Source organism: Neisseria blantyrii, from assembly GCF_962747855.1.
GTDB classification, from domain to species: domain Bacteria; phylum Pseudomonadota; class Gammaproteobacteria; order Burkholderiales; family Neisseriaceae; genus Neisseria; species Neisseria viridiae.
In genome coordinates this window covers 272,352-298,407 of sequence record NZ_CAUIZY010000001.1, presented here as the reverse complement: position 1 = coordinate 298,407, position 26,056 = coordinate 272,352, and the positions used below count along the sequence as shown (strand labels likewise).

Annotated in this window: 25 protein-coding genes, 2 tRNA genes and 1 pseudogene; 17 read left to right on the top strand and 11 right to left on the bottom strand. The window is 52.4% G+C overall.

Going from position 1 to position 26,056, the window contains the following annotated elements; all coding sequences use genetic code 11:
* Positions 1–144 precede the first annotated feature (144 nt).
* The 3 genes from metX to Q9J80_RS01610 all read left to right on the top strand — a co-directional run bounded on the left by metX (position 145) and on the right by Q9J80_RS01610 (position 2,814).
* A complete protein-coding gene (metX, locus tag Q9J80_RS01620) occupies positions 145–1,284 on the top strand; it encodes a homoserine O-succinyltransferase MetX (protein WP_304672795.1) in 1,140 nt (379 codons plus the stop codon).
* Positions 1,281–1,862 (top strand): methionine biosynthesis protein MetW, encoded by a 582-nt coding sequence (gene metW / locus Q9J80_RS01615; protein WP_118778209.1) that lies wholly within the window; start codon positions 1,281–1,283, stop codon positions 1,860–1,862. Before metX ends, metW begins: the two co-directional genes overlap by 4 nt.
* Positions 1,863–1,977: 115 nt before the next feature.
* Complete coding sequence (locus Q9J80_RS01610) at positions 1,978–2,814, top strand: NMB0938 family lipoprotein (protein WP_301673665.1); 837 nt, start codon at positions 1,978–1,980, stop codon at positions 2,812–2,814.
* Positions 2,815–2,863: 49 nt separating this feature from the next.
* Here the strand turns inward: Q9J80_RS01610 and efp are convergent, their stop codons facing one another.
* Genes efp through Q9J80_RS01595 form a run of 3 tightly spaced genes read right to left on the bottom strand, consistent with a single transcriptional unit; the run spans position 2,864 to position 4,912 of the window.
* On the bottom strand, positions 2,864–3,424 hold the full coding sequence (efp, locus tag Q9J80_RS01605) for an elongation factor P (RefSeq protein ID WP_002219406.1): 561 nt from the start codon (positions 3,422–3,424) through the stop codon (positions 2,864–2,866).
* Between the two features lie 42 nt (positions 3,425–3,466).
* Positions 3,467–4,615: an elongation factor P maturation arginine rhamnosyltransferase EarP gene (gene earP, locus Q9J80_RS01600; protein ID WP_301673664.1), complete on the bottom strand. Its 1,149-nt coding sequence runs from the start codon at positions 4,613–4,615 to the stop codon at positions 3,467–3,469.
* Between the two features lie 18 nt (positions 4,616–4,633).
* On the bottom strand, positions 4,634–4,912 hold the full coding sequence (locus Q9J80_RS01595; RefSeq protein ID WP_301673663.1) for a hypothetical protein: 279 nt from the start codon (positions 4,910–4,912) through the stop codon (positions 4,634–4,636).
* A gap of 121 nt (positions 4,913–5,033) precedes the next feature.
* Here Q9J80_RS01595 and Q9J80_RS01590 point away from each other — a divergent pair, with 121 nt between their 5' ends.
* From Q9J80_RS01590 to rlmB, 5 genes are all read left to right on the top strand, one after another.
* On the top strand, positions 5,034–5,702 hold the full coding sequence (locus Q9J80_RS01590; RefSeq protein WP_301673662.1) for a carbonic anhydrase: 669 nt from the start codon (positions 5,034–5,036) through the stop codon (positions 5,700–5,702).
* Between the two features lie 50 nt (positions 5,703–5,752).
* Positions 5,753–6,694, top strand: coding sequence for a tRNA (adenosine(37)-N6)-dimethylallyltransferase MiaA (miaA, locus tag Q9J80_RS01585; RefSeq protein ID WP_301673661.1), 942 nt, complete (start codon positions 5,753–5,755; stop codon positions 6,692–6,694).
* A 3-nt stretch (positions 6,695–6,697) separates the two neighbouring features.
* The gene (gene tadA / locus Q9J80_RS01580; RefSeq protein ID WP_301673660.1) at positions 6,698–7,417 is read left to right on the top strand and encodes a tRNA adenosine(34) deaminase TadA; all 720 of its coding nucleotides are present in this window, start codon (positions 6,698–6,700) and stop codon (positions 7,415–7,417) included.
* Between the two features lie 4 nt (positions 7,418–7,421).
* Positions 7,422–7,910, top strand: coding sequence for a DUF456 domain-containing protein (locus Q9J80_RS01575; RefSeq protein WP_197741834.1), 489 nt, complete (start codon positions 7,422–7,424; stop codon positions 7,908–7,910).
* A 66-nt stretch (positions 7,911–7,976) separates the two neighbouring features.
* Positions 7,977–8,729: a 23S rRNA (guanosine(2251)-2'-O)-methyltransferase RlmB gene (gene rlmB, locus Q9J80_RS01570; RefSeq protein ID WP_197741838.1), complete on the top strand. Its 753-nt coding sequence runs from the start codon at positions 7,977–7,979 to the stop codon at positions 8,727–8,729.
* 61 nt (positions 8,730–8,790) lie between these two features.
* Here rlmB and Q9J80_RS01565 read toward each other — a convergent pair whose 3' ends face one another.
* Positions 8,791–10,182, bottom strand: a complete 1,392-nt coding sequence (locus tag Q9J80_RS01565; RefSeq protein ID WP_301673659.1) for a nucleobase:cation symporter-2 family protein — start codon at positions 10,180–10,182, stop codon at positions 8,791–8,793.
* A gap of 110 nt (positions 10,183–10,292) precedes the next feature.
* On the opposite strand from Q9J80_RS01565, the pseudogene Q9J80_RS10950 reads away from it, so the two are divergent.
* From Q9J80_RS10950 to Q9J80_RS01555, 3 genes and pseudogenes are all read left to right on the top strand, one after another.
* Positions 10,293–10,403 (top strand): annotated as a pseudogene (locus Q9J80_RS10950) (IS5/IS1182 family transposase); the annotation flags it as partial.
* A gap of 191 nt (positions 10,404–10,594) precedes the next feature.
* The gene (dapA, locus tag Q9J80_RS01560) at positions 10,595–11,470 is read left to right on the top strand and encodes a 4-hydroxy-tetrahydrodipicolinate synthase (RefSeq protein ID WP_301673658.1); all 876 of its coding nucleotides are present in this window, start codon (positions 10,595–10,597) and stop codon (positions 11,468–11,470) included.
* Between the two features lie 8 nt (positions 11,471–11,478).
* Positions 11,479–12,675: an NlpB/DapX family lipoprotein gene (locus Q9J80_RS01555; RefSeq protein WP_301673657.1), complete on the top strand. Its 1,197-nt coding sequence runs from the start codon at positions 11,479–11,481 to the stop codon at positions 12,673–12,675.
* A 149-nt stretch (positions 12,676–12,824) separates the two neighbouring features.
* Here Q9J80_RS01555 and pip read toward each other — a convergent pair whose 3' ends face one another.
* Complete coding sequence (gene pip, locus Q9J80_RS01550; protein ID WP_304671688.1) at positions 12,825–13,757, bottom strand: prolyl aminopeptidase; 933 nt, start codon at positions 13,755–13,757, stop codon at positions 12,825–12,827.
* A gap of 1,406 nt (positions 13,758–15,163) precedes the next feature.
* On the opposite strand from pip, the gene Q9J80_RS01545 reads away from it, so the two are divergent.
* The 3 genes from Q9J80_RS01545 (at position 15,164) to yciA (ending at position 17,392) form a co-directional block, all read left to right on the top strand.
* A complete protein-coding gene (locus Q9J80_RS01545; protein ID WP_500796400.1) occupies positions 15,164–15,817 on the top strand; it encodes an opacity family porin in 654 nt (217 codons plus the stop codon).
* A 690-nt stretch (positions 15,818–16,507) separates the two neighbouring features.
* Positions 16,508–16,738: a hypothetical protein gene (locus Q9J80_RS01540; RefSeq protein WP_301673753.1), complete on the top strand. Its 231-nt coding sequence runs from the start codon at positions 16,508–16,510 to the stop codon at positions 16,736–16,738.
* Between the two features lie 207 nt (positions 16,739–16,945).
* A complete protein-coding gene (gene yciA / locus Q9J80_RS01535; RefSeq protein WP_002230436.1) occupies positions 16,946–17,392 on the top strand; it encodes an acyl-CoA thioester hydrolase YciA in 447 nt (148 codons plus the stop codon).
* A 50-nt stretch (positions 17,393–17,442) separates the two neighbouring features.
* On the opposite strand, the gene Q9J80_RS01530 is transcribed toward yciA, so the two are convergent.
* Entirely contained in the window at positions 17,443–18,264 is an 822-nt protein-coding gene (locus Q9J80_RS01530; RefSeq protein WP_304671467.1) for an SDR family oxidoreductase, read from the bottom strand.
* Positions 18,265–18,517: 253 nt separating this feature from the next.
* Here Q9J80_RS01530 and Q9J80_RS01525 point away from each other — a divergent pair, with 253 nt between their 5' ends.
* Entirely contained in the window at positions 18,518–18,976 is a 459-nt protein-coding gene (locus tag Q9J80_RS01525; RefSeq protein WP_002213814.1) for a c-type cytochrome, read from the top strand.
* A 163-nt stretch (positions 18,977–19,139) separates the two neighbouring features.
* Here Q9J80_RS01525 and lst read toward each other — a convergent pair whose 3' ends face one another.
* Positions 19,140–20,255, bottom strand: a complete 1,116-nt coding sequence (gene lst / locus Q9J80_RS01520; protein WP_304671466.1) for an N-acetyllactosaminide alpha-2,3-sialyltransferase — start codon at positions 20,253–20,255, stop codon at positions 19,140–19,142.
* A gap of 329 nt (positions 20,256–20,584) precedes the next feature.
* Here lst and Q9J80_RS01515 point away from each other — a divergent pair, with 329 nt between their 5' ends.
* The gene (locus Q9J80_RS01515) at positions 20,585–22,810 is read left to right on the top strand and encodes an NADP-dependent isocitrate dehydrogenase (protein ID WP_304671465.1); all 2,226 of its coding nucleotides are present in this window, start codon (positions 20,585–20,587) and stop codon (positions 22,808–22,810) included.
* Positions 22,811–22,952: 142 nt separating this feature from the next.
* A complete protein-coding gene (locus tag Q9J80_RS01510) occupies positions 22,953–23,255 on the top strand; it encodes a hypothetical protein (protein WP_301673653.1) in 303 nt (100 codons plus the stop codon).
* Positions 23,256–23,569: 314 nt separating this feature from the next.
* Here the strand turns inward: Q9J80_RS01510 and Q9J80_RS01505 are convergent.
* The 4 genes from Q9J80_RS01505 to dapC form a co-directional block, all read right to left on the bottom strand.
* Positions 23,570–23,659: transfer RNA gene (locus tag Q9J80_RS01505), tRNA-Ser, on the bottom strand.
* Positions 23,660–23,737: 78 nt separating this feature from the next.
* Positions 23,738–23,828 (bottom strand) — tRNA-Ser (locus tag Q9J80_RS01500).
* 82 nt (positions 23,829–23,910) lie between these two features.
* Positions 23,911–24,690, bottom strand: a complete 780-nt coding sequence (yaaA, locus tag Q9J80_RS01495; protein WP_301667824.1) for a peroxide stress protein YaaA — start codon at positions 24,688–24,690, stop codon at positions 23,911–23,913.
* A 156-nt stretch (positions 24,691–24,846) separates the two neighbouring features.
* The gene (gene dapC / locus Q9J80_RS01490; RefSeq protein WP_301673652.1) at positions 24,847–26,034 is read right to left on the bottom strand and encodes a succinyldiaminopimelate transaminase; all 1,188 of its coding nucleotides are present in this window, start codon (positions 26,032–26,034) and stop codon (positions 24,847–24,849) included.
* Positions 26,035–26,056: the final 22 nt, after the last annotated feature.

The window sequence follows — 26,056 nt, the reverse complement described above, 5'->3', positions numbered from 1 at the left end:
GGAGGTCGTCTGAAAAAGTATGGATCGGTTGCGGCGGCATGGGGAAGAATGTTTCAGCGCGTCAGGCTGCTTGTCCGACCGTGTCAAAAAGTCATGCCGTTTGCTATATAATAACGCTTTTCGCCGCATTTGTTGGAACAGGATATGAGTCAAAATGCCTCGGTGGGCATTGTAACGCCCCAAAAAATTCCGTTTGAGATGCCACTGGTTTTGGAAAACGGTAAAACTTTGCCGCGTTTCGATCTGATGATTGAAACCTACGGCGAGCTGAATGCCGAAAAAAACAATGCGGTTTTAATCTGCCATGCGCTGTCGGGCAACCATCACGTTGCAGGCAGGTATTCGGCGGAGGATAAATATGCCGGCTGGTGGGACAATATGGTCGGACCCGGCAAACCGATTGATACGGAACGTTTTTTCGTGGTCGGTTTGAACAATCTGGGCGGCTGCGACGGCAGCAGCGGACCTTTGTCGATCAATCCTGAAACGGGCAGGGAATACGGCGCGGATTTTCCGGTGGTTACAGTGAAGGACTGGGTAAAATCCCAAGCCGCGCTTGCCGATTATCTTGGCATCGGGCAATGGGCGGCGGTTGTCGGCGGCAGCTTGGGCGGTATGCAGGCTTTGCAGTGGACGATTTCCTATCCCGAGCGCGTGCGCCATGCCTTAGTGATTGCGTCTGCGCCGAAACTGTCCACGCAAAATATCGCGTTCAACGATGTGGCGCGTCAGGCGATTTTGACCGATCCCGATTTTAACGAAGGACATTACCGCAGCCACAATACCGTTCCCGCACGGGGCTTGCGGATTGCCCGTATGATGGGACACATCACTTATCTTGCCGAAGACGGTTTGGGCAAAAAATTCGGACGCGATTTGCGTTCAAACGGCTATCAATACGGCTTTGGCGTTGAATTTGAAGTGGAATCCTATCTGCGCTATCAGGGCGACAAATTCGTCGGGCGGTTTGATGCCAACACCTATTTGCTGATGACCAAGGCTTTGGACTATTTCGATCCGGCGGCGGATTTCGGCAACAGCCTGACCCGCGCCGTGCAGGATGTGCAGGCAAAATTCTTTGTCGCCAGCTTCAGCACCGACTGGCGTTTCGCGCCCGAACGTTCGCACGAACTGGTCAAGGCCCTGATTGCCGCACAAAAGCCGGTGCAGTATATCGAAGTAAAATCCGCACACGGGCACGATGCCTTTTTAATGGAAGACGAAGCCTATATGCGCGCGGTCGCCGCCTATATGGACAACGTTTATAAGGAATGTCAGCAATGAACCTGCGCGATGATTTGCAACTGATTTACAACCGGATACCCGAAGGCAGCCGCGTCTTGGACTTGGGCTGCGGCGACGGCGAACTGCTTGCCGCCTTGGTCGAACACAAAAAATGCAGCGGCTACGGCATCGAAATCGACACCGACAGCGTGATTGCCGCGATGTCGCGCGGCGTAAATGTTATCCAAGCCGATTTGGAAGAAGGTTTAACCGCATTCAACGATCAAAGTTTTGATGTGATTGTGTTGAGCCAGACCATCCAAGCGATGCAGAATACCGAAAAAATCCTGCGCTGCCTGATGCGCGTTGCCAAACAGGCGATTGTCAGCTTCCCGAATTTCGGCTACTGGCGCAACCGCGTCCAAATCGCACTCGGCGGACATATGCCGGTTTCCGAACGTATGCCCTACCATTGGTACGACACGCCCAATATCCATTGGTGTACGCTCAAAGATTTTGATTTGTTGTGCGCCAAAAACAACATCCGCGTGCTTGAGCGCGCCGTGATGACGGGCAACAGACAGGTTAAACATTTCCCCAACCTTTTGGGCAGCCTTGCGTTTTACCGCGTCGGGTAAGATAAGTTGAGAACCTTGTCGGCAATAACAGGTTCTTCGGTTCTATTAACAACAGGCCGTCTGAAAAATGAAACAGCAGGTTTCAGACGGCCTTTTTAATATTGGAAACAATAGAATGAGAAACAAAACCTCATCACTTCTCTTATGGTTTGCCGCAATGATGCTGACCGCGTGTTCCCCGAGCAAAAAAGATAAAACAAAAGAAATCGGCACATCCGCCGCTTCGTCCCCGGCATCTGCCGCTTCGCCCCAATCCGATTTGAAACCGGCCGCATCCGCCCCTGATAACGTCAAACAGGCAGAAAGCTCGCCTCCTTCAAATTGCACCGACCTACACCCCGCCGCCGGCATTGACGATCTCATGCAGCAAATCGCCGAACACATCGACTCGGACTGTCTGTTTGCCCTTTCCCATCACGAACTGGAAACCCGTTTCGGCTTACCCGGCGGCGGCTATGACAACATACAGCGGCTGCTGTTTCCCGACATCAGCCCTGAAGATCCCGACTACCATCAGAAAATCATACAGGCAATTGAAGACTTGCATTACGGAACGCGCACCATCAGCCGGCAGGCACAAGATGCCATAATGGAACAGGAACGCCGCCTCCGAGAAGCGACGCTGCTGCTGACACAGGGCAGTCAAGAAACCCGCGGACAAGGCGAGGAACCGAAACGCGCACGTTATTTTGAAGTTTCGGCAACATCTGCCTATTTGAGCCGGCACAACAACGGACTTGGCGGCAATTTCCAATACATCGGCCAATTGCCCGGCTATCTGAAAATACACGGAGAAATGCTTGAAAACCAATCACTCTTCCGGCTGTCCAACCGTGAACGCAATCCCGACAAACCGTTTTTAGACATCCATTTTGACGAAAATGGCAAAATCACGCGTATTGTCGTTTACGAAAAAAATATCTACTTCAATCCAAACTTGGGACGAAGATAAAAAAATGCCGTCTGAAACGTTTTCAGACGGCATTTTTCAATGCGGCAAATCAGGCGCGTTTGCGGAATTCGCCGGTGCGGGTATCGATTTCGACTTTATCGCCGTTTTCGATGTAAGACATCACTTGGATTTCGGTGCCGCCGACCAGACGCGCGGTTTTCATCACTTTGCCGGAAGTGTCGCCTTTAACGGCAGGCTCGGTGTATTCGACTTCGCGTACGATGATGGTGGGCAGTTCGACAGAAATGGGGTTGCCTTCATAGAAGGTAACTTCGCATTGGTCTTCCATACCGTCAACGATGAATTTCAACGCGTCGCCGATGTTGTCGGCTTCGATTTCGTATTGGTTGAATTCTTCGTCCATGAAGACGTACATCGGGTCGGCAAAATAGCTGTACGTACAGTTTTTGCGGGACAGGATGACCACGTCGAATTTGTCGTCGGCTTTGTAAATGGTTTCGGAAGCCGCGCCGGTCAGCAGGTTTTTCAGTTTCATGCTGACTTTGGCGGAAGAGCGGCCGCCTTTGATGTATTCGGTTTTTTGAACGACCATAGGATCGTTGCCGACCATAAATACATTGCCGGCGCGCAGTTCTTGTGCTGTTTTCATTGTGATTTTCCAATCAAATCGGTTGTCGTAAAACGCGCTATTCTAGCGTATTTTTTGATGCTTTGAAACAAAGGCGGCGAGTTTTTCGGATGCGGAAGGCTGCCCGAAAAGATAACGGCTCCAATCCTCCGCGCCTTGCCGCCAGCCGTTTTGATGTTGTTGCAGGGTTTGCCAACATTCGAGGCGTTGCGTGGCGGATAAAGCCTCTCCGCCGTTGAGGTCGTCTGAAAGGCGGCGGTGTGCCGATGCGGTTTCGGGAGAGTAGAAACCGTGTGCCTTATCCCAAAAGGCGTGGAGTTTGTCGAGATGGACGTTTTCATCTTGCGGGTAGATGTGCCAAAAGAAGGGTTTGCCCGCAAGCTGGGCGCGGACGAAACTGTCTTCGCCGCGGATGACGGCGCAGTCGGCGAGGTGCAGCAGTTGGTCGAAATCCTGTTGTGGCACGAAAGGGATTTTGACGAGGCGGACGGATGCCGTCTGAAAAACATCGCCGTCGTTTTGTAGGGCATTTTGCGGAATAACGCCGCTTTGTTTGAGGCTGTCGATAATTTGCGCCCCCGCCAGCAGCAGGGTTAGCGGGCTGTCTGCCTGTTGCCACATGTCCAGCCACTTTGCCCAAATATCGCTCCGATAGCCGAAAAGCAGCCATTCGGGCGCGTTTTTTTCGGGAAGCATCAGCCGCTGACGCAGGGCTTCGGTATTGAAACGGACGGCATCTTGGTAATCACGTTCACGTATCAACCCGCCGCTTTTTTCGCTGAAACCCATAAACCAAAAATATTTTTGAACGCCCTCCTGCGGCGAAGGCATCAGGTGCAGCCTTTCATTGCTTTCTTCCGCGCTCAAATATTCCCAATTCAGCCAAAGCGGTTTGTGTCGGCGGATGATGTGCAGCACATTTTCGGGCAGGTCGCAGGCAAAAGTTTCGATGACGACATCGGGAACAGGCGCGGTATCAATATCTGCCGCATCGGAATGCCAAGTGCGGACATGAATATCCTGATGAACGCAGGGAACATCGGGCAAATCAGGGCAAAGCGTACGCAAGGCGGACACGTTGTCCGTCCACAAATGCACCTGCCAACCGAGTTCACGGTGCAAAACACGGGCGAGCCGCCACGAAACGCCGATGTCGCCGAAATTGTCGATGACCTTGCAAAAAATCCAACAGACAAAAGGAGGAGTATTCATAGAAATAACGGAAACGGGCTAAAACGCGCCAAAATAGTGGAACAAATACACAACCAGCAAAACAATCGGAACAAACAGAAACATAGTTTGACGTTTCAAATCAAACTCTTGTTTCAAATGATGTTTGATGGTGTCGAAAAGGATGAATTTGAACAAAAACGTCGCTTCGCAGGCAAGGATGATGCCGTTAATCAGATGCTGGGGTTTGTCTTCGGGCGGATTGGCAGCGAAAACGGCAAGCGTCGCCAAGGGTATCAGGCAGACGGCAAGCCAGCGGACAAGCAGGTTTCGGGACATTGCAAGGCTTTCAAAAAAGCAAAACGCCATTATCGCCTCAAGAACGTACCTTGTCTAACGGCAGCATCGGGCATAGACTGTCGGCAATGCCGTCTGAAACGCGCATCAAAAGGAGAAATACATGAACAAAACCAAACAGGACATTTTTGAATACAACCGCCGCTGGGCAGAAGAACAGTTGCAGCACAACCCTCATTTTTTCGAGACGCTCTCCGCAAATCAAACGCCTGACTACCTCTACATCGGCTGTTCCGACAGCCGCGTTACTGCCGAAGAAATGATGGGTATGAAGCCGGGCGAGGTATTCGTCCACCGCAACATCGCCAATATGGTCAACCCTCTAGACATCAATGCTGCCAGCGTGGTCGGCTATGCGGTCGATCATTTGAAAGTCAAACACATCGTCGTCTGCGGACACTACAACTGCGGCGGCATCAAAGCCGCCATGCAACCCTGCGACTACGGCGCGTTGAACCCGTGGCTGCGCAACATCCGCGACGTGTACCGGCTGCACCGCGAAGAGCTGGACGCGATTGACGACGAAAACATACGCTACGACCGTTTGGTCGAACTGAACGTTCAGGAACAATGCATCAACATCATCAAAATGGCGGAAGTCCAAAAACACTATCTGAACGAGCATTATCCTACCGTCCACGGCTGGGTGTTCGATATCCGCTCCGGCAGGCTGAAAGACCTGGGTATAGATTTCGAACGCATTTTGAAAGACATACAAAAAATCTACGACTTCACCGACAGACAATGGGCGGTTCCGCAAACCAAAATATAACGTCGGCACGCTTTCCGCTATAATCCGTATTTTTCCAAACCCGAAACATTATGCCGACCCCGAAAGCCTTTGCCCTGCTCGGGCCGACCGCCTGCGGCAAAACCGCGCTCGCCCTCAAAATCGCCGAAACCCTGCCGGTCGAAATCATCAGCCTCGATTCCGCGCTGGTTTACCGCGATATGGACATCGGCACGGCGAAACCGTCTCACGCCGAACGCGCCTTTGTCCCACACCACCTTATCGACATCATTACGCCTGTTCAGACATACAGTGCCGCCCGTTTTGTCGAAGACTGCACGCGTCTGGTCGGCGAAATCACTGCACGTGGGAAATATCCGCTGATTGTCGGCGGCACAATGATGTATTTCCGCGCCCTGACCCAAGGTTTGAACGATTTGCCCGAGGCCGATGCCTGCCTGCGTGCCGACTTGAACGAACAAAAACAGATGTACGGCTTGGATTTTCTCTACCGCACCCTGCAAAAAGTCGACCCTGAAACAGCATGCCGTCTGAAACCGAACGACAGCCAGCGCATCGAACGCGCTTTGGAAGTTTATTATTTAACCGGCAAACCAATGAGTACGCACCTTGGCAGCCCAACCTCCCATACACTCCCCTTCGATTTGCATACCGCCGCCCTGATTCCCGAAAACCGCGCCCGCCTGCATGAAAACATCGCCCTGCGTTTCCACCTGATGCTTGAACAGGGCTTTATCGGCGAAGTAGAAAACCTGCGCCGCCTCTATCCCGAGCTGTCTCCGGACTCCCCCGCCATCCGCTGCGTCGGCTACCGTCAGGCGTGGGAATATCTGGACGGAAAAACCGATTTCCCGGCATTTGTCGAGAAAGGCATTGCCGCCACGCGCCAACTTGCCAAACGCCAACTGACTTGGTTGCGCAAAACACCTTTAGACTGCGTTGCCGACCCGTTTTCAGACGGCACTTCAGGCACGCGCCTGATTGAGGCGGCAAAACGGTTTTTCGGTGCATAAACTATGCTGACCACGCCGCCGCTCGCCCCAAAAACCCTTGCAGCCCTCCACCGTCTGGGCATACGCACGCTTGCCGACCTGCGTCAGACCGGTGCGGTTCAAACCTTCTTGTTATTGAAGGCATCAGGTTTGACCCTCACGAAAAGCACGCTGTGGCAACTCAAATCGCTGCTGGACGGCACGCCGCCGCAAGAAATGTCCCAAGCGCATAAAGCCTGCCTTCTTGCCGAATTGAAAAACCATCCGCCCGTCGCCGCCTTTCCGCCGCAGGAAGAAATGGAACACTTCATGCGCGAAGCACTGCGCCAAGCAGAACAATCCGCCGCCGACGGCGAAATACCCGTCGGGGCAGTCATCGTTTCAGACGGCAAAATCATCGCATCGGCACATAACACCTGCATTGCCGACTGCAATGTCAGCCGACACGCCGAAATCAACGCCTTGGCACAGGCAGGCAGCGAAATGCAAAACTACCGCCTTGACGGATGCGACATATATATCACCCTCGAACCCTGCCCCATGTGCGCGTCCGCACTGATACAGGCACGAATCAGGCGCGTAATCTACGGTGCGGCAGAACCCAAAACCGGCGCGGCAGGCAGCATCGTCAACCTGTTTGCCGACAAACGTCTCAATACGCACACCGCCATACGGGGCGGAATCCTGCAAGAAGAATGCCGCGCCGTATTAAGCCGTTTTTTCCAAAACAAAAGAAAAGGTTGAACCTATGACCGTACTGACCGTCATCCTTGCCCTCGCCCTGATAGCCGTCGGCACGGCAGGCATCGTTTACCCCGCCCTGCCCGGATTGGCATTGATGTTTGCCGGAACATGGCTGCTCGCCTACTCCGGCGGCTACCAAATCTACGGCGCAGGTGTTTTGTGGACGGTCGGACTCATCAGCCTTGCCGGCATACTGGCGGACTATGTGGCAGGCATATTGGGGACAAAATATACCGGAGCGGGCAGGCTCGCCGTTCGAGGCGCATTGGCCGGCAGCATCATCGGCATATTTTTCTCCCTTCCCGGACTAATACTCGGCCCCTTTATCGGCGCGGCGGCAGGCGAACTCATCGACAGACGCAATATGCTTCAGGCAGGTAAAGCGGGCTTGGGTACACTGTTGGGACTTGTCATCGGTACGGCGTTCAAAATCGGCTGCGCCGTATCCATCTTGTTTATCCTGTTGGTGAAATACATCGCCTACCTGTTTTAAACCCTTCAGACGGCATACCGGCAAATTGCTATAATGCCGTCTGAAACCTTTTCACAAAGCACCATTATGGCAAATCAAAGACTTATTTACGGCTTCCACGCCGTCAACGCCCGATTGTGGCAAAACCCGAAATCGATTACCGAACTCTACATCCAAGAAGGCAAAAACGATGCCCGTACGCGCGAAGTGTTGGAAAAGGCGGCAAACGAAAACATCCGCGTATATTTTGTTGACACCACCCGTCTTGATGCCATCAGCAAAGGCGCGCGCCATCAGGGCGTGGTCGGGTTTATCGACGCTTCCAAAAACCACGTCCACCTCGAAGACGTATTGGAAAACCTCAGCGAACCGCCGCTGTTGCTGATACTCGACGGCATCACCGATCCGCACAACCTCGGCGCGTGCCTGCGTACCGCCGACGCAATGGGCGTACACGCCGTCATCGCACCGAAAGACAAAAGCGCGGGGCTGAACGCCACCGTCAGCAAAGTCGCCTGCGGCGCGGCGGAAACTGTCCCCTACATCACCGTAACCAACCTCGCCCGCACCCTGCGCGAGCTGAAAGAATACGGCATCTGGATTATCGGCACCGACATGGGCGGCGACGCCGACCTTTACCATTGCAATCTGCCCGACAGCGCGGCGTGGGTAATGGGCAACGAAGGCGACGGTATGCGCCGCCTCACGCGCGAACACTGCGACATGCTGGTGTCCATACCCATGTTCGGCACGGTCGAAAGCATGAACGTCTCCGTGTCTGCCGGAATGGTATTAAGCGAAACCCGCCGGCAACGCGTATTGAAAAACGAAAAAGCGTAAGCCTCAAAAACAATGCCGTCTGAAACAGGGATTCTGTTTCAGACGGCATTCATTTTCAAAATCAGTGTTCCAAGTGGTCGGTATCAAACTTGACCGCCGCCTCGGTTTTATCTTCGGGCAAGACCAAATTCAGCAAGACTGCCGTGATGCCGCCGGCGGAAATAGAATTTTGGAACAAGACGGGCAGGTTTTTAAACACTTCCGGCTCAAACGCGACACCCAAGCCCAAACCGACCGACGTTGCCGCAATTACCGCCTCGCGCCTGCGGATGCCGTGGCTGACCAAAATCCGCACGCCCGCAATCGCAATCAAGCCGAACATCAAAACCATCGCGCCGCCCAACACCGGACTCGGAATCGTCGTAAACGCGCGACCGACAACGGGGAACAGACCCAACAGCACCAAAATCACGGCAATATATTTGCCCACATGACGCGAAGCCACGCCGGTCATCTGAATCACGCCGTTGTTTTGCGCAAACGTCGTCAGCGGCAGCGAACCCAAAGCCGTCGCAATCACCGACACCAAGCCGTCAGCCAATACGCCGCCACGCAGGCGTTTGGTGTATTCCTCGCCTTCAATCGGCTGATCGGACACCATTGCCGTCGCCGTCAAATCGCCGACCGCCTCAAACACGCTCAACAGGAAAATCGCGCCCGCCACAACAAACGCGTGCCAGTCGAAAGCAAAACCATATTTAAACGGTACGGGCAGCGTAACCAACGGCAGGTTTTGCAGCGCGGAAAAATCCACCTTGCCCAAAAACAGCGCGACAATGTAGCCGACAATCAGACCGACCGCGATGCCGCTCATCCGCAACAGCGGGTTTTTCATGCAGTTGAATATCAACACAATCAGCAACACCAGCGACGCCAGCCCCAAGTTTTCCATCGAGCCGAACGTGCCGTCCGCCTTCGCGCCAAAGCCACCGCCGAAATCGGTAATACCGACGTGTACCAAACTCAAGCCGATCAGCATCACCACCACACCGCTGACCGTCGGCGTAATCACTTTTTTCAAATACGGCAGAAGCCACGCCGAGAAACACACCAAAAACGCGCCGACAAACGATACGCCCAAGAGCGTCGAAATCATCGCATCCTTAGTCAAACCGCCCTCTTTCATCCCTGCGCCGAGCGCAATCATGACTGTAACGAACGAGAAATTCACCGACTGGATGGACAACATCCCCGAACCGATCGGCCCAAAGCGGTTGACCTGCAAATAAGTGCCGACACCCGACGCAACCATCGCCATCGACACGAGATACGCCGTCATCTCCACCGGCAGTTCCAGCGCACCGCCCACAATCAGCGCGGGCGTAATCATCGGCACAAAAATCGCCAAAAGATGGGTAACCGCGCTCAACAGCGCATTGCCGAACGGCGGCCTATCCTCCAAACCGTACACCAAATCAGGCGCATCCGCACCTTTTCCCAACTGACCGCTCATTGTATTTCCTTATTTTAAAGGTTGAAAAATCCAAGCGCGGATTGTAGCGAATCTGCCGCACGGCTTCAATTTGCATTTCAGACGGCATCCGCCTGCCCCACACGCTTACCACATTTTATAGTGGATTAAATTTAAATCAGGACAAGGCGACGAAGCCGCAGACAGTACAAATAGTACGGCAAGGCGAGGCAACGCCGTACTGGTTTAAATTTAATCCACTATAAATCCGACGGCACCGGCATAAACCGTCGGACATAATAAAATGATTTCAAACAGGAAAAATCAATTTCCCCCATACCTTTCGGCGCAAACGCCCCACATCCGCAACCCGCCGGATTTCACACCTGCGGTAAAGTAGGCTACAATCGGAAGCATTACCGCCCCCTACACCACAACTGATAAAAGGTTCTGTATGTTACAAGGTAGCCTGGTTGCCCTGATTACCCCGATGAATCAAGACGGCAGCATCCATTACGAACAACTCCGCGACTTAATCGACTGGCACATTGAAAACGGCACGGACGGCATCGTCGCCGTCGGCACGACAGGCGAATCCGCCACCCTCTCCGTCGAAGAACACACCGCCGTCATCGAAGCTGTCGTCAAACACGTTGCCAAACGCATCCCCGTCATCGCCGGCACAGGGGCGAACAACACCGTCGAAGCCATCGCCCTTTCCCAAGCCGCCGAAAAAGCCGGGGCGGATTACACCCTCTCCGTCGTCCCCTACTACAACAAACCTTCGCAAGAAGGCATGTACCGCCATTTCAAAGCCGTTGCCGAAGCCGCCGCGATTCCGATGATACTCTACAACGTGCCCGGCAGAACCGTCGTCAGCATGAACAACGAAACCATCCTGCGCCTTGCCGAAATCCCCAACATCGTCGGCGTGAAAGAAGCCAGCGGCAACATCGGCAGCAACATCGAACTTATCAACCGCGCGCCCGAAGGCTTCGCCGTCCTTTCCGGCGACGACCACACCGCCCTGCCGTTCATGCTCTGCGGCGGGCACGGCGTTATTACCGTAGCCGCCAACGCCGCACCCAAGCTCTTTGCCGATATGTGCCGCGCCGCGCTGCAAGGCGACATTGCCCTCGCACGCGAACTCAACGACCGGTTGATTCCGATTTACGACACCATGTTCTGCGAACCCAGCCCCGCCGCACCGAAATGGGCGGTATCCGCCTTGGGCAGATGCGAACCGCACGTCCGCCTGCCGCTCGTTCCTCTGACGGAAGGCGGACAGGCAAAAGTCCGCGCCGCCCTGAAAGCCTCAGGACAACTTTAAATATAGCCATGCCGTCTGAAGCGTTCAGACGGCATAACGCAACAAACACTTTAATATCCATCACACAGGATGACACGATGACCCATATCAAACCTGTAATCTCCGCACTACTCCTCATCGGACTGACTGCCTGCACCGGCAGCACGACCGAGCAGCCCAAGCTTGACTATCAAAGCCAGTCGAACCGTTCGGTGAAACTCGAAGTCCCGCCCGACTTAAACAACCCAGACCAAGGCAACCTCTACCGCCTGCCTGCCGGTTCGGGAGCCGTCCGCGCCAGCGATTTGGAAAAACGCCGCACACCCGCCGTCCAACAGCCTGCCGATGCCGAGGTATTGAAAAGCGTCAAAGGCGTCCGCCTTGAGCGCGACGGCAGCCAACGCTGGCTTGTCGTTGACGGCAAATCCCCCGCCGAAATCTGGCCGCTTCTGAAAGCCTTTTGGCAGGAAAACGGCTTCGACATCAAATCCGAAGAACCCGCCATCGGACAAATGGAAACCGAATGGGCGGAAAACCGTGCCAAAATCCCCCAAGACAGCTTGCGCCGCCTCTTCGACACAGTCGGTTTGGGCGGCATCTACTCCACCGGCGAGCGCGACAAATTCATCGTCCGTATCGAACAGGGCAAAAACGGCGTTTCCGACATCTTCTTCGCCCACAAAGCGATGAAAGAAGTGTATGGCGACAAAAACAAAGACACGACCATGTGGCAGCCTTCCGCTTCCGACCCCAACCTTGAGGCCGCTTTCCTGACGCGCTTTATGCAATATTTGGGCGTTGACGGACAGCAGGCGGAAAACGCATTGGCAAAAAAACCGATCCTTCCCGCCGCAAACGAAATGGCGCGTATCGAAGGCAAAAGCCTGATTGTCTTTGGCGACTACGGCAGAAACTGGCGGCGCACCGCGCTCGCCCTCGACCGCATCGGGCTGACCGTCGTCGGTCAAAACACCGAACACCACGCCTTCCTGGTTCAAAAAGCCCCGAACGAAAGCAATGCAGTTACCGAACAAAAACCCGGCCTGTTCAAACGCCTGCTGGGCAAAGGCAAAGCGGAGAAACCTGCCGAACAGCCGGAACTGATTGTCTATGCCGAGCCTGTCGCCAACGGCTCGCGCATCGTCCTGCTCAACAAAGACGGCAGCGCATATGCCGACAAAGACGCATCCACACTGTTGGGCAAACTCCATTCCGAACTGCGTTAAACCGTTCAAAACAAAAGCAGCTTCCCGTAAAGAAGCTGCTTTTTTTGCATCAGACGGCAGGTTTCGTCAATCCGGACGCTTGGCCTGACTGTATTTTCCAATCGCTGCCGAAGCAAACCTGCCCGTACGGAAGTAAGCGCAAAAACGCGCTACACAAGTCGCGTCAAAATATCCTCAACCGCCTGAACCAACGCATCCGCCAAAGGCGGATCGAACGCACAATGCCCCGTCTGAACTACCCTCAACTCCGCTTCGGGAAAGGCTTTCGACAGCTCCCACGCACTCTGCATCGGCGTACACAAATCATACCGCCCCTGCACGATAATGGTCGGGATATGCCGTATTTTGCCGATATTGTTCAAAATCGCCCTATTGCCCTGCAACCAACCGCCGTTGACAAAATAATGGTTTTCCAAACGCGCGATTGCCAGTGAGGCATAAGCATCTTCATCCACTTCCTCCGGCTCGAAACGGATCAGATAGCTTTCCCAATTCGCCCAAGCCTTCGCGGCAGACAGGCACACTTCTTCATCTTGATGAAACAGCAATCCGTGATACGCCTCAATCAGCCGGTTCCGCCGATTTTCAGCAATCGGCGCGACAAATTTTTGCCATTGTTCCGGATAAATCTGGCTCACACCGCCCGCCTCGTTCAGCCACGCCGTTTCAGACGGCCTGCACAAAAATATCCCGCGCAATACCAATCCCTTTACCCGTTCCGGATGGGTTTGGGCATAAGCCAGCGACAAAGTGCTGCCCCACGAACCGCCGAACACCAGCCATTTTTCAATACCCAGCATTTCACGGACTTTTTCAATATCCGCCACCAAATCCCAAGTCGTATTGTCTTCCGCACAAGCATACGGGCGTGAACGTCCGCAACCGCGCTGGTCAATAATGACGATGCGGAACACATCGGGATTGAAAAAACCCCGACATTCAGGCGAAGCCCCCGCCCCCGGTCCGCCGTGTAAAAAAATGACCGGCACACCGTCGGGATTGCCCGACTCTTCCCAATAAATTTGATGAATTTCAGACACCTGCAAGTATCCGCTATGAAAAGGCTGTTTTATCTCATACATCATCTTCTCCTATATTGCTTCTGACAATCCGAACATTCCGACACACGACATCCCGCACAAAACACAAGCCGCCCCGAAAGGCAGATGCCGAAAAATCGCGATATAGTGGATTAACAAAAATCAGGACAAGGCGACTAAGCCGCAGACAGTACAGATAGTACGGAACCAATTCACTTGGTGCTTGGGCACCTTAGAGAATCGTTCTCTTTGAGCCAAGGCAAGGCAACGCCGTACTGGTTTTTGTTAATTCCACTATATTCCGCCATCTCTAAGATTTACAGCGATACACGGGTGATTTAAGGAATGCCCTAACCATCATTCCCGCAACTTTTCGTTATTCCCGCAACTTTTCGTCATTCCCACCACTTTTCGTCATTCCCGCGAAAGCGGGAATCTAAAATCTCGGACTTTCAGATAATCTTTGAATATTGCTGTTGTTCTAAGGTCTAGATTCCCGCCTGCGCGGGAATGACGAATCCATCCGCACGGAAACCTGCACCGCGTCATTCCTACGAACCTACATCCCGTCATTCCCACGAAAGTGGGAATCCAGAACGTAAAATCTGAAGAAACCGTTTTATCCGATAAGTTTCCGCACCGACAGACCTAGATTCCCGCCTGCGCGGGAATGACGAATCCATCCGCACGGAAACCTGCACCGCGTCATTCCTACGAACCTACATCCCCGTCATTCCCACGAAAGTGGGAATCCAGAACGTAAAATCTGAAGAAACCGTTTTATCCGATAAGTTTCCGCACCGACAGACCTAGATTCCCGCCTGCGCGGGAATGACGGCAGTGCTTCCTTGGCTTAGTTTTATTTTAACCAACTACATAGCGGATTAACAAAAATCAGGACAAGGCAACGAAGCCGCAGACAGTACAGAACCGATTCACTTGGTGCTTCAGCACCTTAGAAAATCGTTCTCTGTGAGCTAAGGCGAGGCAACGCCGTACCGGTTTTTGTTAATCCACTATAAAAACCATCAATCGGAAAATATTGCATAAACAGGCGGAAATATATCATTGAAAAGAAAACCCATACAATGTCTGACAGAAACAAGCCGCTTTGCCATTGTTTCCTAACAGTTAAACCCCGCCCTTCAAGGCGGCGAAGCAGGGCTTGCTTCAAAATGGCGCAAGGCCTTTCCGGCAGATGCAACGCGCAAGATTAAACCATAATGGCGGCTTTCTTATTGTTTCTTATTGAAACATCGCCCCAAACCCGATACAATCCGCCCTTGAACCATCAGTGAAAATCGTTCTTTTTTAATCAGTTAAACCGAATACGGAGCCGAAAATGAATCCAGCCCCCAAAAAAACCCTTCTCTTCTCTTCTCTTCTCTTCTCTTCTCTTCTCTTCCGCAGCGCAGGCGGCAAATGAAGACGGCGGCCGCGGCCCGTATGTGCAGGCAGATTTAGCCTACGCCTACGAACACATTACCCACGATTATCCCGGCGACAACGCCAAACTCTTCGACGACTACCGCAACGTCAAAACCCATTCCATCCACCCCCGCCTTTCCGTCGGCTACGATTTCGGCAACTGGCGCATCGCTCTCGATTATGCCCGTTACAATACCTGGAGACATGGCAAGCATATTCACGGAGAAGAAACAAAAACCGTCACACCTACTTCCGGCAGACCTATTGAGGTAAAAATAATTGCCGACCACACCGACAAAGGCACATTCAAAGCCGAATCCAACTACGGCATCTCCGCCATCTACGATTTCGACACCGGCACCCGCTTCAAACCCTATGCCGGCGTACGGGTTGGTTTAGGCAAAATCAGACACAGTATTACTGTGGAAGATAAAGCTGATGTTAAGGTTCCTAGTGTCAATGCGTCTCTACCTGGATATCCAAAAGTTATTAATAATATCCACGATAACCGCAGCATCCGCCGCGTGGGCTTCGGCGCAGTGGCAGGCGTAGGCATCGACATCACACCCAACCTAACCTTGGACACCGGATACCGCTACCACTACTGGGGACACTTGGAAAACACCCGCTTCAAAACCCACGAAGCCTCATTGGGCGTGCGCTACCGCTTCTGATTCCCCGATGCCGATGCCGTCTGAACCTTCAGACGGCATTTTTGATGCACTCGCCGTTGACAGGCGCGGGGCGGGCGCAGTGAAATACCCGAACCGTCATTCCCGACAACACCGTAATCTTGAAATCCGTCATTCCCGCGCAGGCGGGAATCCAGACCCCCGACGCGGCGGGAATCTATCGGAAATGACTGAAACCCCGAGATTCTAGATTCCCACTTCCGTGGGAATGACGGTTCAGTTGCTTAGGGTAGGATTTGGTGGAATTTGCAGGATTTGGTGGGATTGGTGGGCTGAAGCCCACCCTACAGCCCGCTGATTCCCGACACCGATGCCGTCTGAACCTTCAGACGGCATTTTTAATCGCTTGCCGTTTACAGGCGCGGGACGGGCGCAGTGAAATACCCGAACCGTCATCCCCGACAACACCGCAATCTTGAAACCCGTCATTCCCGCGCAGGCGGGAATCCAGACCCCCGACGCGGCGGGAATCTATCGGAAATGACTGAAACCCCGAGATTCTAGATTCCCACTTTCGTGGGAATGACGGGATGCGGGTTTCCGTGCGGACGTGTTCGGATTCCCGCCTGCGCGGGAATGACGGCATATAAGTTTCTGTGTTGGTTTGAGTACGCCGCAGGGTTGGCTGCAAGGTAAACTGTGGCGTGGCTATAGGGTGGGTTCAGCCCACCGATTCATCGACTCCAACGCTTCCGATGCTTCCAACGGTTTCAGACGGCATTTTTTACACAATTCCCGCCATTTCCTGTCATTCCCGACAACACCGTAATCTCGAAACCCGTCATTCCCGCGCAGGCGGGAATCCAGACCTGTCCGCACGGAAACTTATCGGATAAAAACAGTTGCCCAAACCCCGAGATTCTAGATTCCCACTTTCGTGGGAATGACGGTTCAGCTGCTTAGAGTAGGATTTGGTGGAATTTGCAGGATTTGGCGGGATTGGTGGGCTGAAGCCCACCACCCTACAGCCCCACCCTACAATGCGCCTTGCGAATCTGTCCCGCGCCCGCCCTTGTATGTCTCAAATGGGTTAAACTACGCACTTCCCGACTTCCCATTTCGGGCAGGGGTGCAGGTCCGATTTATCTTTCAATAAAACAAGGAAACTTTATGCAGCACGAAGAAGGCAACCGCCAACGCCCTCAAGGCGAACTGCTCCTGCGTACCGTCGCTATGCCGCGCGATACCAATCCCAACCAAGACATTTTCGGCGGCTGGATTATGTCGCAGATGGATTTGGGCGGCGGCATATTGGCGGCGGAAATCGCGCGGGGGCGCATCGTTACCGTCGCCGTTCAGGAAATGAACTTCATCCGCCCGGTCAAGGTCGGCAACGTCGTCTGCTGCTACGGGCATTGCGTCCGTGTGGGCAATACTTCCCTCCAGCTTAAAGTGGAAGTCTGGGTCAAAACTTTGATGAACGATTGCGTTACCGAAGACCGCCACCTCGTAACCGAGGCGGTGTTCACTTATGTCGCCATCGATGCGGAAGGCAATCCGCGCCCGATTCCGAAAGAAGGCAACCCCAAATTGTCGGGCTTATTGCCTACTCCGTAAAAATACCCGTAAAAATGCCGTCTGAAACTGTCTTCAGACGGCATTCCGCATCATTTGAACCAAGACCTGATGCGGGAAAACAGCGACATACTCTGTTTTTCAAAGTCTTCCCGCACTTCGGGCACGGCTTTTTTTATGACCTTCATTCCTGCAAAAGTCTGCGCCACGGGCATAATTTCAATCGTGTTCACATTCATATGCGCCGGCCGGCGGTACAGCCACAATGCGGTTTCCGCAATATCTTCGGGGCGGATAAATGCCACACCCTCATACACGCCCGCCGCCCTCTCGTCATCGCCTTTGAAGCGCACGTTGGAAAACTCCGTATTGCCGCACAAACCTGGCTCGATATTGGTAACGCGGATGTTCTTATCCGCCAACTCCGCGCGCAAATTCAGGCTGAACTGGCGCACAAACGCCTTGGTCGCTCCGTAAACGTTGCTGCCGGCATAAGCATAATTACCCGCAATCGAACCCAAATTCATCACATAGCCGCCGCCGCGTTCCACCATTTGCGGCAAAATCTTGCGCGTCAGAAACGTCAAACCCAAAACATTGGTTTGAATCATCGTTTCCCAATCTTCAAAATCCGCCTTGTCCGCCGTGTCCAGACCCAAAGCCAGCCCGGCATTGTTGATGAGGCAGTCGATGTCGGAAAATTCATCGGGGATGCCGTTTAAGGCATTTTCCACCGACTCGCGGCGCGACACGTCCATTTCCAAAGGGTAAAACAAAGCACCCAATTCATCCGCCAAGGCCTGAAGCCTGTCCGCGCGGCGCGCCGCACCGATAACGCGGTATCCCGCCCCGACAAACGCGCGACACATCGCTTCGCCGAATCCTGCCGAAGCACCGGTAATTAAAACAGCCATTGTTTTTCCTTTCTTTCTCGTTTCCCAAACCTGTTTCAGGTATCATAACGCCCTTCAGACGGCATCGCGCCGGCTGAAAATGACAACAACCATACCACCACGACAGGACACATTCAATATGTTTCAACACACAGGACGACACATAAAGCGTCGCCCTATGTGCCGTCCTGATTCGGAAGGGGTTACACCCTTCCCAAATAAAATCTGATTCTACCGCCCTAAAGGGCGGGGTTTCAACCGAAAAGGAAACACGATGAACATTCAAACCCGCCTTGCCGCAACCGCCCTCGCCCTATTCCTTTCCGCCTGCGGAAACGGCGGCGCGCCCGCACAGCCCAAAGGTGAAATTTCCGAAAACCGCACCGCCGCGTTCAAATCTATGATGCCCGACTTCTCGCGTATGGGCAAAATGGTCAAAGGCGAAGAGCCTTACGATGTCGAAAAATTCAAACAGGCGGCTGCGGCGTTTGCCGAAAGCAGCAAAAAACCGTTCACGCTTTTTGAGTCCGACCCGCAAGGCAACGGCCGCGCCCTGCCCGCCGTTTGGTCGGATGGTGCAAAATTTGAAGCCGAAAAAACAAAATTCGCCGCCGCCGTCGAAAAACTCAACGCCGCCGCCCAAACCGGCAAACTGGATGAAATCAAAGCCGCCTACGGCGAAACCGGTGCAAGCTGCAAATCCTGCCACGACAGTTTCCGTGCGCCGGAATAACATCCGAAACAGAACAATGCCGTCTGAAGCCTTCAGACGGCATTTTCTTTGTCATTTCAGCACACGCAAAGCAATCGGAAATTATCGTCAATTCAAAAAATACGCCATATCCTGATTTTTGCCTTACTTACTCCGCCATCTTCTATTTTGATTTGCTATGCGATTAATCTTTATCGTCAAATGTCAAAATTGGGATGCCGGATTGGGTAAACAGGGCATAAACGGGCTTGAGCCAATAATCTTCCGGAAGGGAAGCCGGTTTCAATGCGTAAACGTGTACATTGGGAAAATCCTTCATCGTCAACGCCGCGCCGCTGAAAAAGGTATAAATTTCATACCTCGTATGCGGGTTTTTCTTAATTTCGCGCAAAATATAGTCTTCGATGACATAGGGCGAATTTAACGCGGTTACGCCGGAAAGCCCGTAGGTTTGGCGGGGATGCGGCGCGACATATTGTATGTTGAAATCTTTTGCCGCCTTTTCCGAAATTTCCTTCATCTCCTTGTCGGGCGAACCCAAAAGTATCCGCACCGTGCCGCCCGTTTCATCCCCCGCCTTCAGTTCGGACGCATCGAACAGCGGCAGGTAAGTCATCTTGCGGCGGCCGTCGTCCATAATGTTTTTCAAGCCCTTGAATATCGTGTAATGCTCGTCGGAAGCATTGCGGGTTTTGGCGATGCTCCAATCCCCGACCATCATTCGGGCAAAATTCCGCTTGATCGTCCCGTTTACAGAAAACTCATCGCCCAAATAGCTGCTGCTTTGAATTAAATTGCCTGTCCCGTCGTCAAAGGTTTTGATTTCCGCATCCGGGTAAGTGCTCAAAAAGGCGGCAATGCTGACTTTTTCCAAACTTGCCAAATAAATCCGCTTGACCTTCGGCAGCAGCATCGACTTTACCTTCAGCTCCGCCATCGTCGGAATGAAATCAAACGATTTGTTCAAACCGTAGGGCAGGTAGAAAAAATACGCCCGCTCCGCCTTATCCTTTATCTGATTGAAATAATAATCGTATTTTTCGTTCCTGTTTTCAGACATCAGCACCACATAAAACCGCTCCCCCGGATGCTGCGCCATAATCCTTTCTGCCACCTTCATCTGCAATATGGTATAGCAGAAAATCAGATTGACCGGTTCCCCCTCTTCATTGAAGAGTTTGTCCTTCAGCAGGGAAACCGCATTCCTTTCCCCCTGATTTACCCGGTCAAACGTATAAAATATCCCGAAACAAAAAACAATCAGGCACAACACTGTCAGACAGACCTTTTTCAACCCCATATCCCTAAAACTCCATTCCGACAAATTGAACATACGCCCCGAGTGTCCCGGTGCGGAAAAATGCGGAATTTTAGCAGATATTCCGACAGTTACCGAATATTAAAATCAATTTCACCGAAAATGTGCCGCCGCACATCAGGCACAGCACCTCCGACACCGCCGCCAAACGCGGGAAAACCATTTTCCCCTTCTTTTCCCTCCGCCGCGTTCAAACGCGCCAAGATCGAACAAAGCGCGAACAAAGCCGCCAAAATATGCCATAATAGCCGCGCACATTCCCCGCGCAATGTGTTTCAAAAGAAAAAACCAACCTACAAGAGAATAATCCTATGACTCAAAAATCCACCATTGTTTATACCCATACCGACGAAGCCCCCGCGCTGGCGACCCAATCTCTGCTGCCGATTGTGCAGGCGTTTGCCCGCCACGCCGGCATCGAGGTCAAAACTGCCGACATTTCCCTGTCCGGCCGCATTTTGGCGGCATTCCCCGAATATCTGACCGAAGCGCAGCGCGTAAACGATGCGCTTGCCGAGTTGGGCGAACTGGTGAAACAGCCCGATGCAAACGTGATCAAACTGCCGAATATCAGCGCATCCGTACCGCAACTGACTGCCGCGATTAAAGAATTGCAGGCAAAAGGCTTTGCCGTTCCCGACTATCCTGCCGACCCTCAAACCGATGAAGAAAAAGCCGTGCGCGAACGTTACGACCGCATCAAAGGCAGCGCGGTCAACCCCGTTTTGCGCGAAGGCAACTCCGACCGCCGCGCGCCTAAAGCGGTGAAAAACTTTGCGAAAAAAAATCCGCACAGCATGGGCGCATGGACCAAAGACTCCAAAACCCACGTTGCCACCATGCAAAGCGGCGATTTTTTCCATAACGAACAATCTGTTACCGTACCCGATGCGACTTCCGTATCCATCGTGTTCACCGACAAACAAGGCAACAAAAAAGAGCTGCGCGAGCCCGTTGCCCTGAAAGCCGGCGAAATCATCGACGCGACCGTGATGAGCAAAAAAGCCCTGCTCGCCTTCCTTGCCGAACAAGTGCAAGACGCGAAAGCTAAAGGCGTATTGTTCTCGCTGCACATGAAAGCCACCATGATGAAAGTGTCCGACCCGATTATCTTCGGACACGCCGTCAAAGTGTTCTTCGCGCCCGTCTTTGAAAAATTCGGCGACAAACTGGCTGCCGCAGGTGTCAACGTCAATAACGGCTTCGGCAACCTGCTTGCCAATCTGGACAAACTGGATGCGGACACCCGCGCCGCCGTCGAAGCCGAAATCGCCGCCGTTTACGCCGCCAACCCCGATTTGGCGATGGTCGATTCCGACAAAGGCATCACCAACCTGCACGTCCCCAGCGATGTCATCGTTGATGCTTCTATGCCTGCAATGATTCGCAACTCCGGCCGTATGTGGGATAAAGACGGCAAAGCGCAAGACACAAAAGCCGTCATTCCCGACAGCAGCTATGCCGGTGTTTACCAGGCAACCATCGACTTCTGCCGCGAACACGGCGCATTCGATCCGACAACCATGGGTACCGTGCCCAACGTCGGACTGATGGCGCAAGCGGCGGAAGAATACGGTTCGCACAACAAAACCTTTGAAATCGAAGCCGACGGTCAAGTTCAAGTCATTGATGCAGCGGGCAAAGTCCTGATGCAGCACAACGTTGAAGCCGGCGACATCTGGCGTATGTGCCAAACCAAAGACGCGCCCGTCAAAGACTGGGTACAACTCGCCGTCAACCGCGCCCGCCTGAGCAACACGCCAGCCGTATTCTGGCTCGACGAAAACCGTCCGCACGACAAGAGCCTGCTCGCCAAGGTTAAAGCCTACCTTGCCGAACTGGATACCGACGGCCTCGACATCCGCATCCTCGCTCCTGAAGAAGCCGCCAAGTTCAGCTTAGGCCGTCTGAAAAACGGCGAAGACACCATTTCTGTAACCGGCAACGTCCTGCGCGATTATCTGACCGACCTGTTCCCGATTTTGGAACTCGGCACCAGCGCGAAAATGCTGTCTATCGTTCCATTGATGAATGGCGGCGGTATGTTTGAAACCGGTGCGGGCGGTTCTGCACCGAAACACGTCCAACAGTTCCTCGAAGAAAACCACCTGCGTTGGGACTCTTTGGGCGAATTTCTCGCACTCGCCGTATCGTTTGAACATCTGGCGCAAAAAACCGGCAACACCAAAGCCCAAGTCCTCGCCGACACTTTGGATGCAGCCACCGAAAAACTGCTGTTGAACGACAAATCGCCTAAACGCAAAGCTGGCGAACTCGACAACCGGGGCAGCCATTTCTACCTTACCCTCTACTGGGCGCAAGAATTGGCGGCGCAAGACAAAGACGCCGAACTGAAAGCCGCATTTGCACCATTGGCAGCCGCTTTGACTGCCGACGAAGCCAAAATCGTTGAAGAACTCTCTGCCGTACAAGGCAAAGCGGCCGACATCGGCGGCTACTACGCCGCCAATCCTGAAAAAGCCGCACAAGCGATGCGTCCGAGCGTAACCTTTAATCAGGCACTAAACGCCTTATAAGCACAAAGGCAAAAATGCCGTCTGAACATTTATCGTTCAGACGGCATTAGTTATCCCTATCTGCCTGATTATGATTAAACGCCGCACCCATTGGATATAAATCATATAATCTTTAGTTTTGACCCTAGGAAAAGACAATAATATGAAAACTGTTCCAACCATCCTGATTAGCATCCTTTTGGCAACCGCCCTTCCCGCATCCGCACACGGTATGCATAAGAGCAAGCCCCTGACTATGGACGAGCTGCCGCCGATTTGCCAACAATATTTCAAACGCGCCGAAACCTGTTACAACAAAGCCGGAAACAAAGCAGATTTCGCACGCAACAACACTAAATTCCTATTCCAAGCCCTACCTGCTGCCGACTTGAATCAGCGCAAGCAACTGTGCCAAATCGCCATGGATTCATTTGCAGAAAAAACCCGAGACCTGAATTGCGAATAAAGCCGTATCAGTAATAGCAATGCCGTCTGAAACCAAGGTTCAGACGGCATTCTCACATCAAAACGCACTAGCTTGATAAAACCCACCTTCCCCGCATCCCTGACCCGAACAGGATTAAACGGAGTAAGGGCTTTAACTATTATGGCAAGTTTCCATTCTCAAAAATTACCATAAAAACCGTAATCAAAGCATCTGCCGATTGCGGTTCGTTGCAGGGCGTTACGGAAAATCATAGTAAACCAATGATTCTTTTATGGTAATTGTGCAGATTCGCGCCAAAAAGAACCGCCCTGAATCAGGACGGTTTTGCTTTGTGGCGGAAACGGTGGGATTCGAACCCACGGAGGATTTACACCCTCAGCGGATTTCGAGTCCGCTGCATTCAGCCTCTCTGCCACGTTTCCGAAAGATGAAGTAAAACCAAATAAAAATGCCGATGCTTTATGCTACTTCATTTTTATTTGGTTTTTGACCTCAAGGATTGGCGGAAGCGGTGAGATTCGAACTCACGGAGGGCTATCAACCCTCGACGGTTTTCAAGACCGTTGCATTAAACCGCTCTGCCACGCTTCCGTCTTCTTGAAGATTAGGAATAATAATGAAGTTTATACATTTTGCCAAGCACTTTTTTCGGAAAATACTTAATTTATTGTTTTCACTTTATTTGTTCCGAACGCATAAACACCCATTCGCTTTCATTTGAAGCCGCGTCATCGAATGCGTAGCCTTCGTAATTAAAATTTTTCAGCATTTCAGGATCGGTAATATTGTGTTCTGCCGCATAGCGCACCATTAATCCGCGCGCGCGCTTGGCGTAAAAACTGATGATTTTATATTTGCCGTTTTTTTCGTCTTTAAATATCGGGGTAATCAGCCTCGCCCGAAGTTTTCTCGTGTTGACGGACTTGAAATATTCCTGTGAGGCAAGATTGACAAGCGTATTGCTGCCTGCTTGGGCAAGCGTGTCATTTAAAAGGTTGATAATGATGTCGCCCCAAAACTCATACAAATTCTTGCCGCGCAAATTGGCAAATGCCGTCCCCATTTCCAAACGGTAAGGCTGTATCAGGTCTAACGGGCGCAAAAGACCGTACAGGCCGGACAGCAGGCGGACATGGTTTTGCAGATATTGTATTTGATTGGTATCCAATGTGTTTGCATCCATACCTTCGTAAACATCGCCGTTGAACATAAAGACCGCCTGTTTGGCGTTTTCCGGCGTAAACGGCGTGTGCCACGCCGCATTTCGTTCGGTGTTTAAGAGTGCGATTTTGTCGGAAACGTGCATCAGTTCGGCGATCTGTTGCGGCGCAAGCTCGCGCAGCTGCTGCATTAGAATTTCGGACTCTGCCAGCAGGTCGGGTTGGGTAAACTCGCTGACAGGGGCAGGGTCTTTTTCGTTAAGGTTTTTCGCAGGGGAAAGGACAAAAAACATAATCTGCTCGGTATTGTGTCAAACATGGGGATTTTAAGTTTAAACGTGTTTGCGGGCAAGCCGATTAAAAGTGAAGTAAATACCGTTACAGCAAATTCAACCGTAAAATATTGAAAATGCCGTCTGAACAAAAGTTCAGACGGCATTTTTTATTCTTTACCGATATAGGGAAACAATAGTTTCCGCAGCTTTGACACAAGTTGCGACATCGGCAACCAAAGCGATACGCACATAACCTTCCCCGGGATTGCCCTGTTCGGTATCCCGCGCCAAAAAACGTCCGGGCAATACTTGGATAGCGGCTTTTTGCCATAAATTGCGTGCAAATGCCAAATCGTCGCCATCGGGGACTTTCAACCAGATGTAAAACGAGGCATCCGGTAATTTAACGTCAAATACCTGTTGCAAAATAGGAATAACGCGCTCAAATTTTTCCTGATACAGGCGGCGGTTGTCAATAACGTGTTGTTCGTCATTCCAGGCGGCAATACTGGCACGCTGCACGGGAATGCTCATTGCACTGCCGTGATAAGTTCGGTAAAGCAAGAAATTTTTAAGTAATCCCGCATCTCCCGCAACAAATCCGGAACGCAGGCCAGGAACATTGGACCGCTTGGACAAACTGGTAAACATAAGCAGTTTTTGCCTGCCTCGCCCCGACTGTGCAGCGGCCTGCAGGCAGCCCAAAGGCTTGTTGCCGTCGAAATAGATTTCGGAATAGCATTCGTCCGAGGCAATAATGAAACCATATTTGTCCTGCAAATCAAAAACTTCTTTCCATCCGTCCAAATCCAGCACGCTGCCGCTGGGGTTGTTGGGCGAGCAGACGAATACCAGTTTGGTACGTTTCCAAACCTCTTCGGAAATACTGCGCCAATCGGGGTTGAAAGACGGTGCGGGGCAATTGGCAAAATGGATTTCACCGCCGCCCAAAAGTGTCGCACCTTCATAAATCTGATAAAAGGGATTCGGGCTGACGATTACGGGTTTGATGCCGTCTGAAGCAGGGTTCAACACGGTTTGGACAAAAGAAAACAACGCCTCCCTACTGCCCAAAACCGGCAGAATTTCATTATCCGCATCCACTGTCAAGCCGTCATAACGGCGTTTTAACCAGTTCGCACACGCCTGACGCAGTTCAGGCAGACCCGCAGTCAGCGGATATTTTTCCAACTCGTGCAATGAGGCGGTCAGCGCATCCGTAATGACTTTCGGTGTCGGATGTTTGGGCTCGCCGATATGGAGGGGGACGGCTTCCAGACCTTCGGGAGCGGAAATGCCCTGCATCGCCTCGCGCAGTCGGGCAAAGGGATAGGGTTTGAGCTGCTTGAGTAAGGTATTCATGATTTTCTCCGGTTGTCGGTAT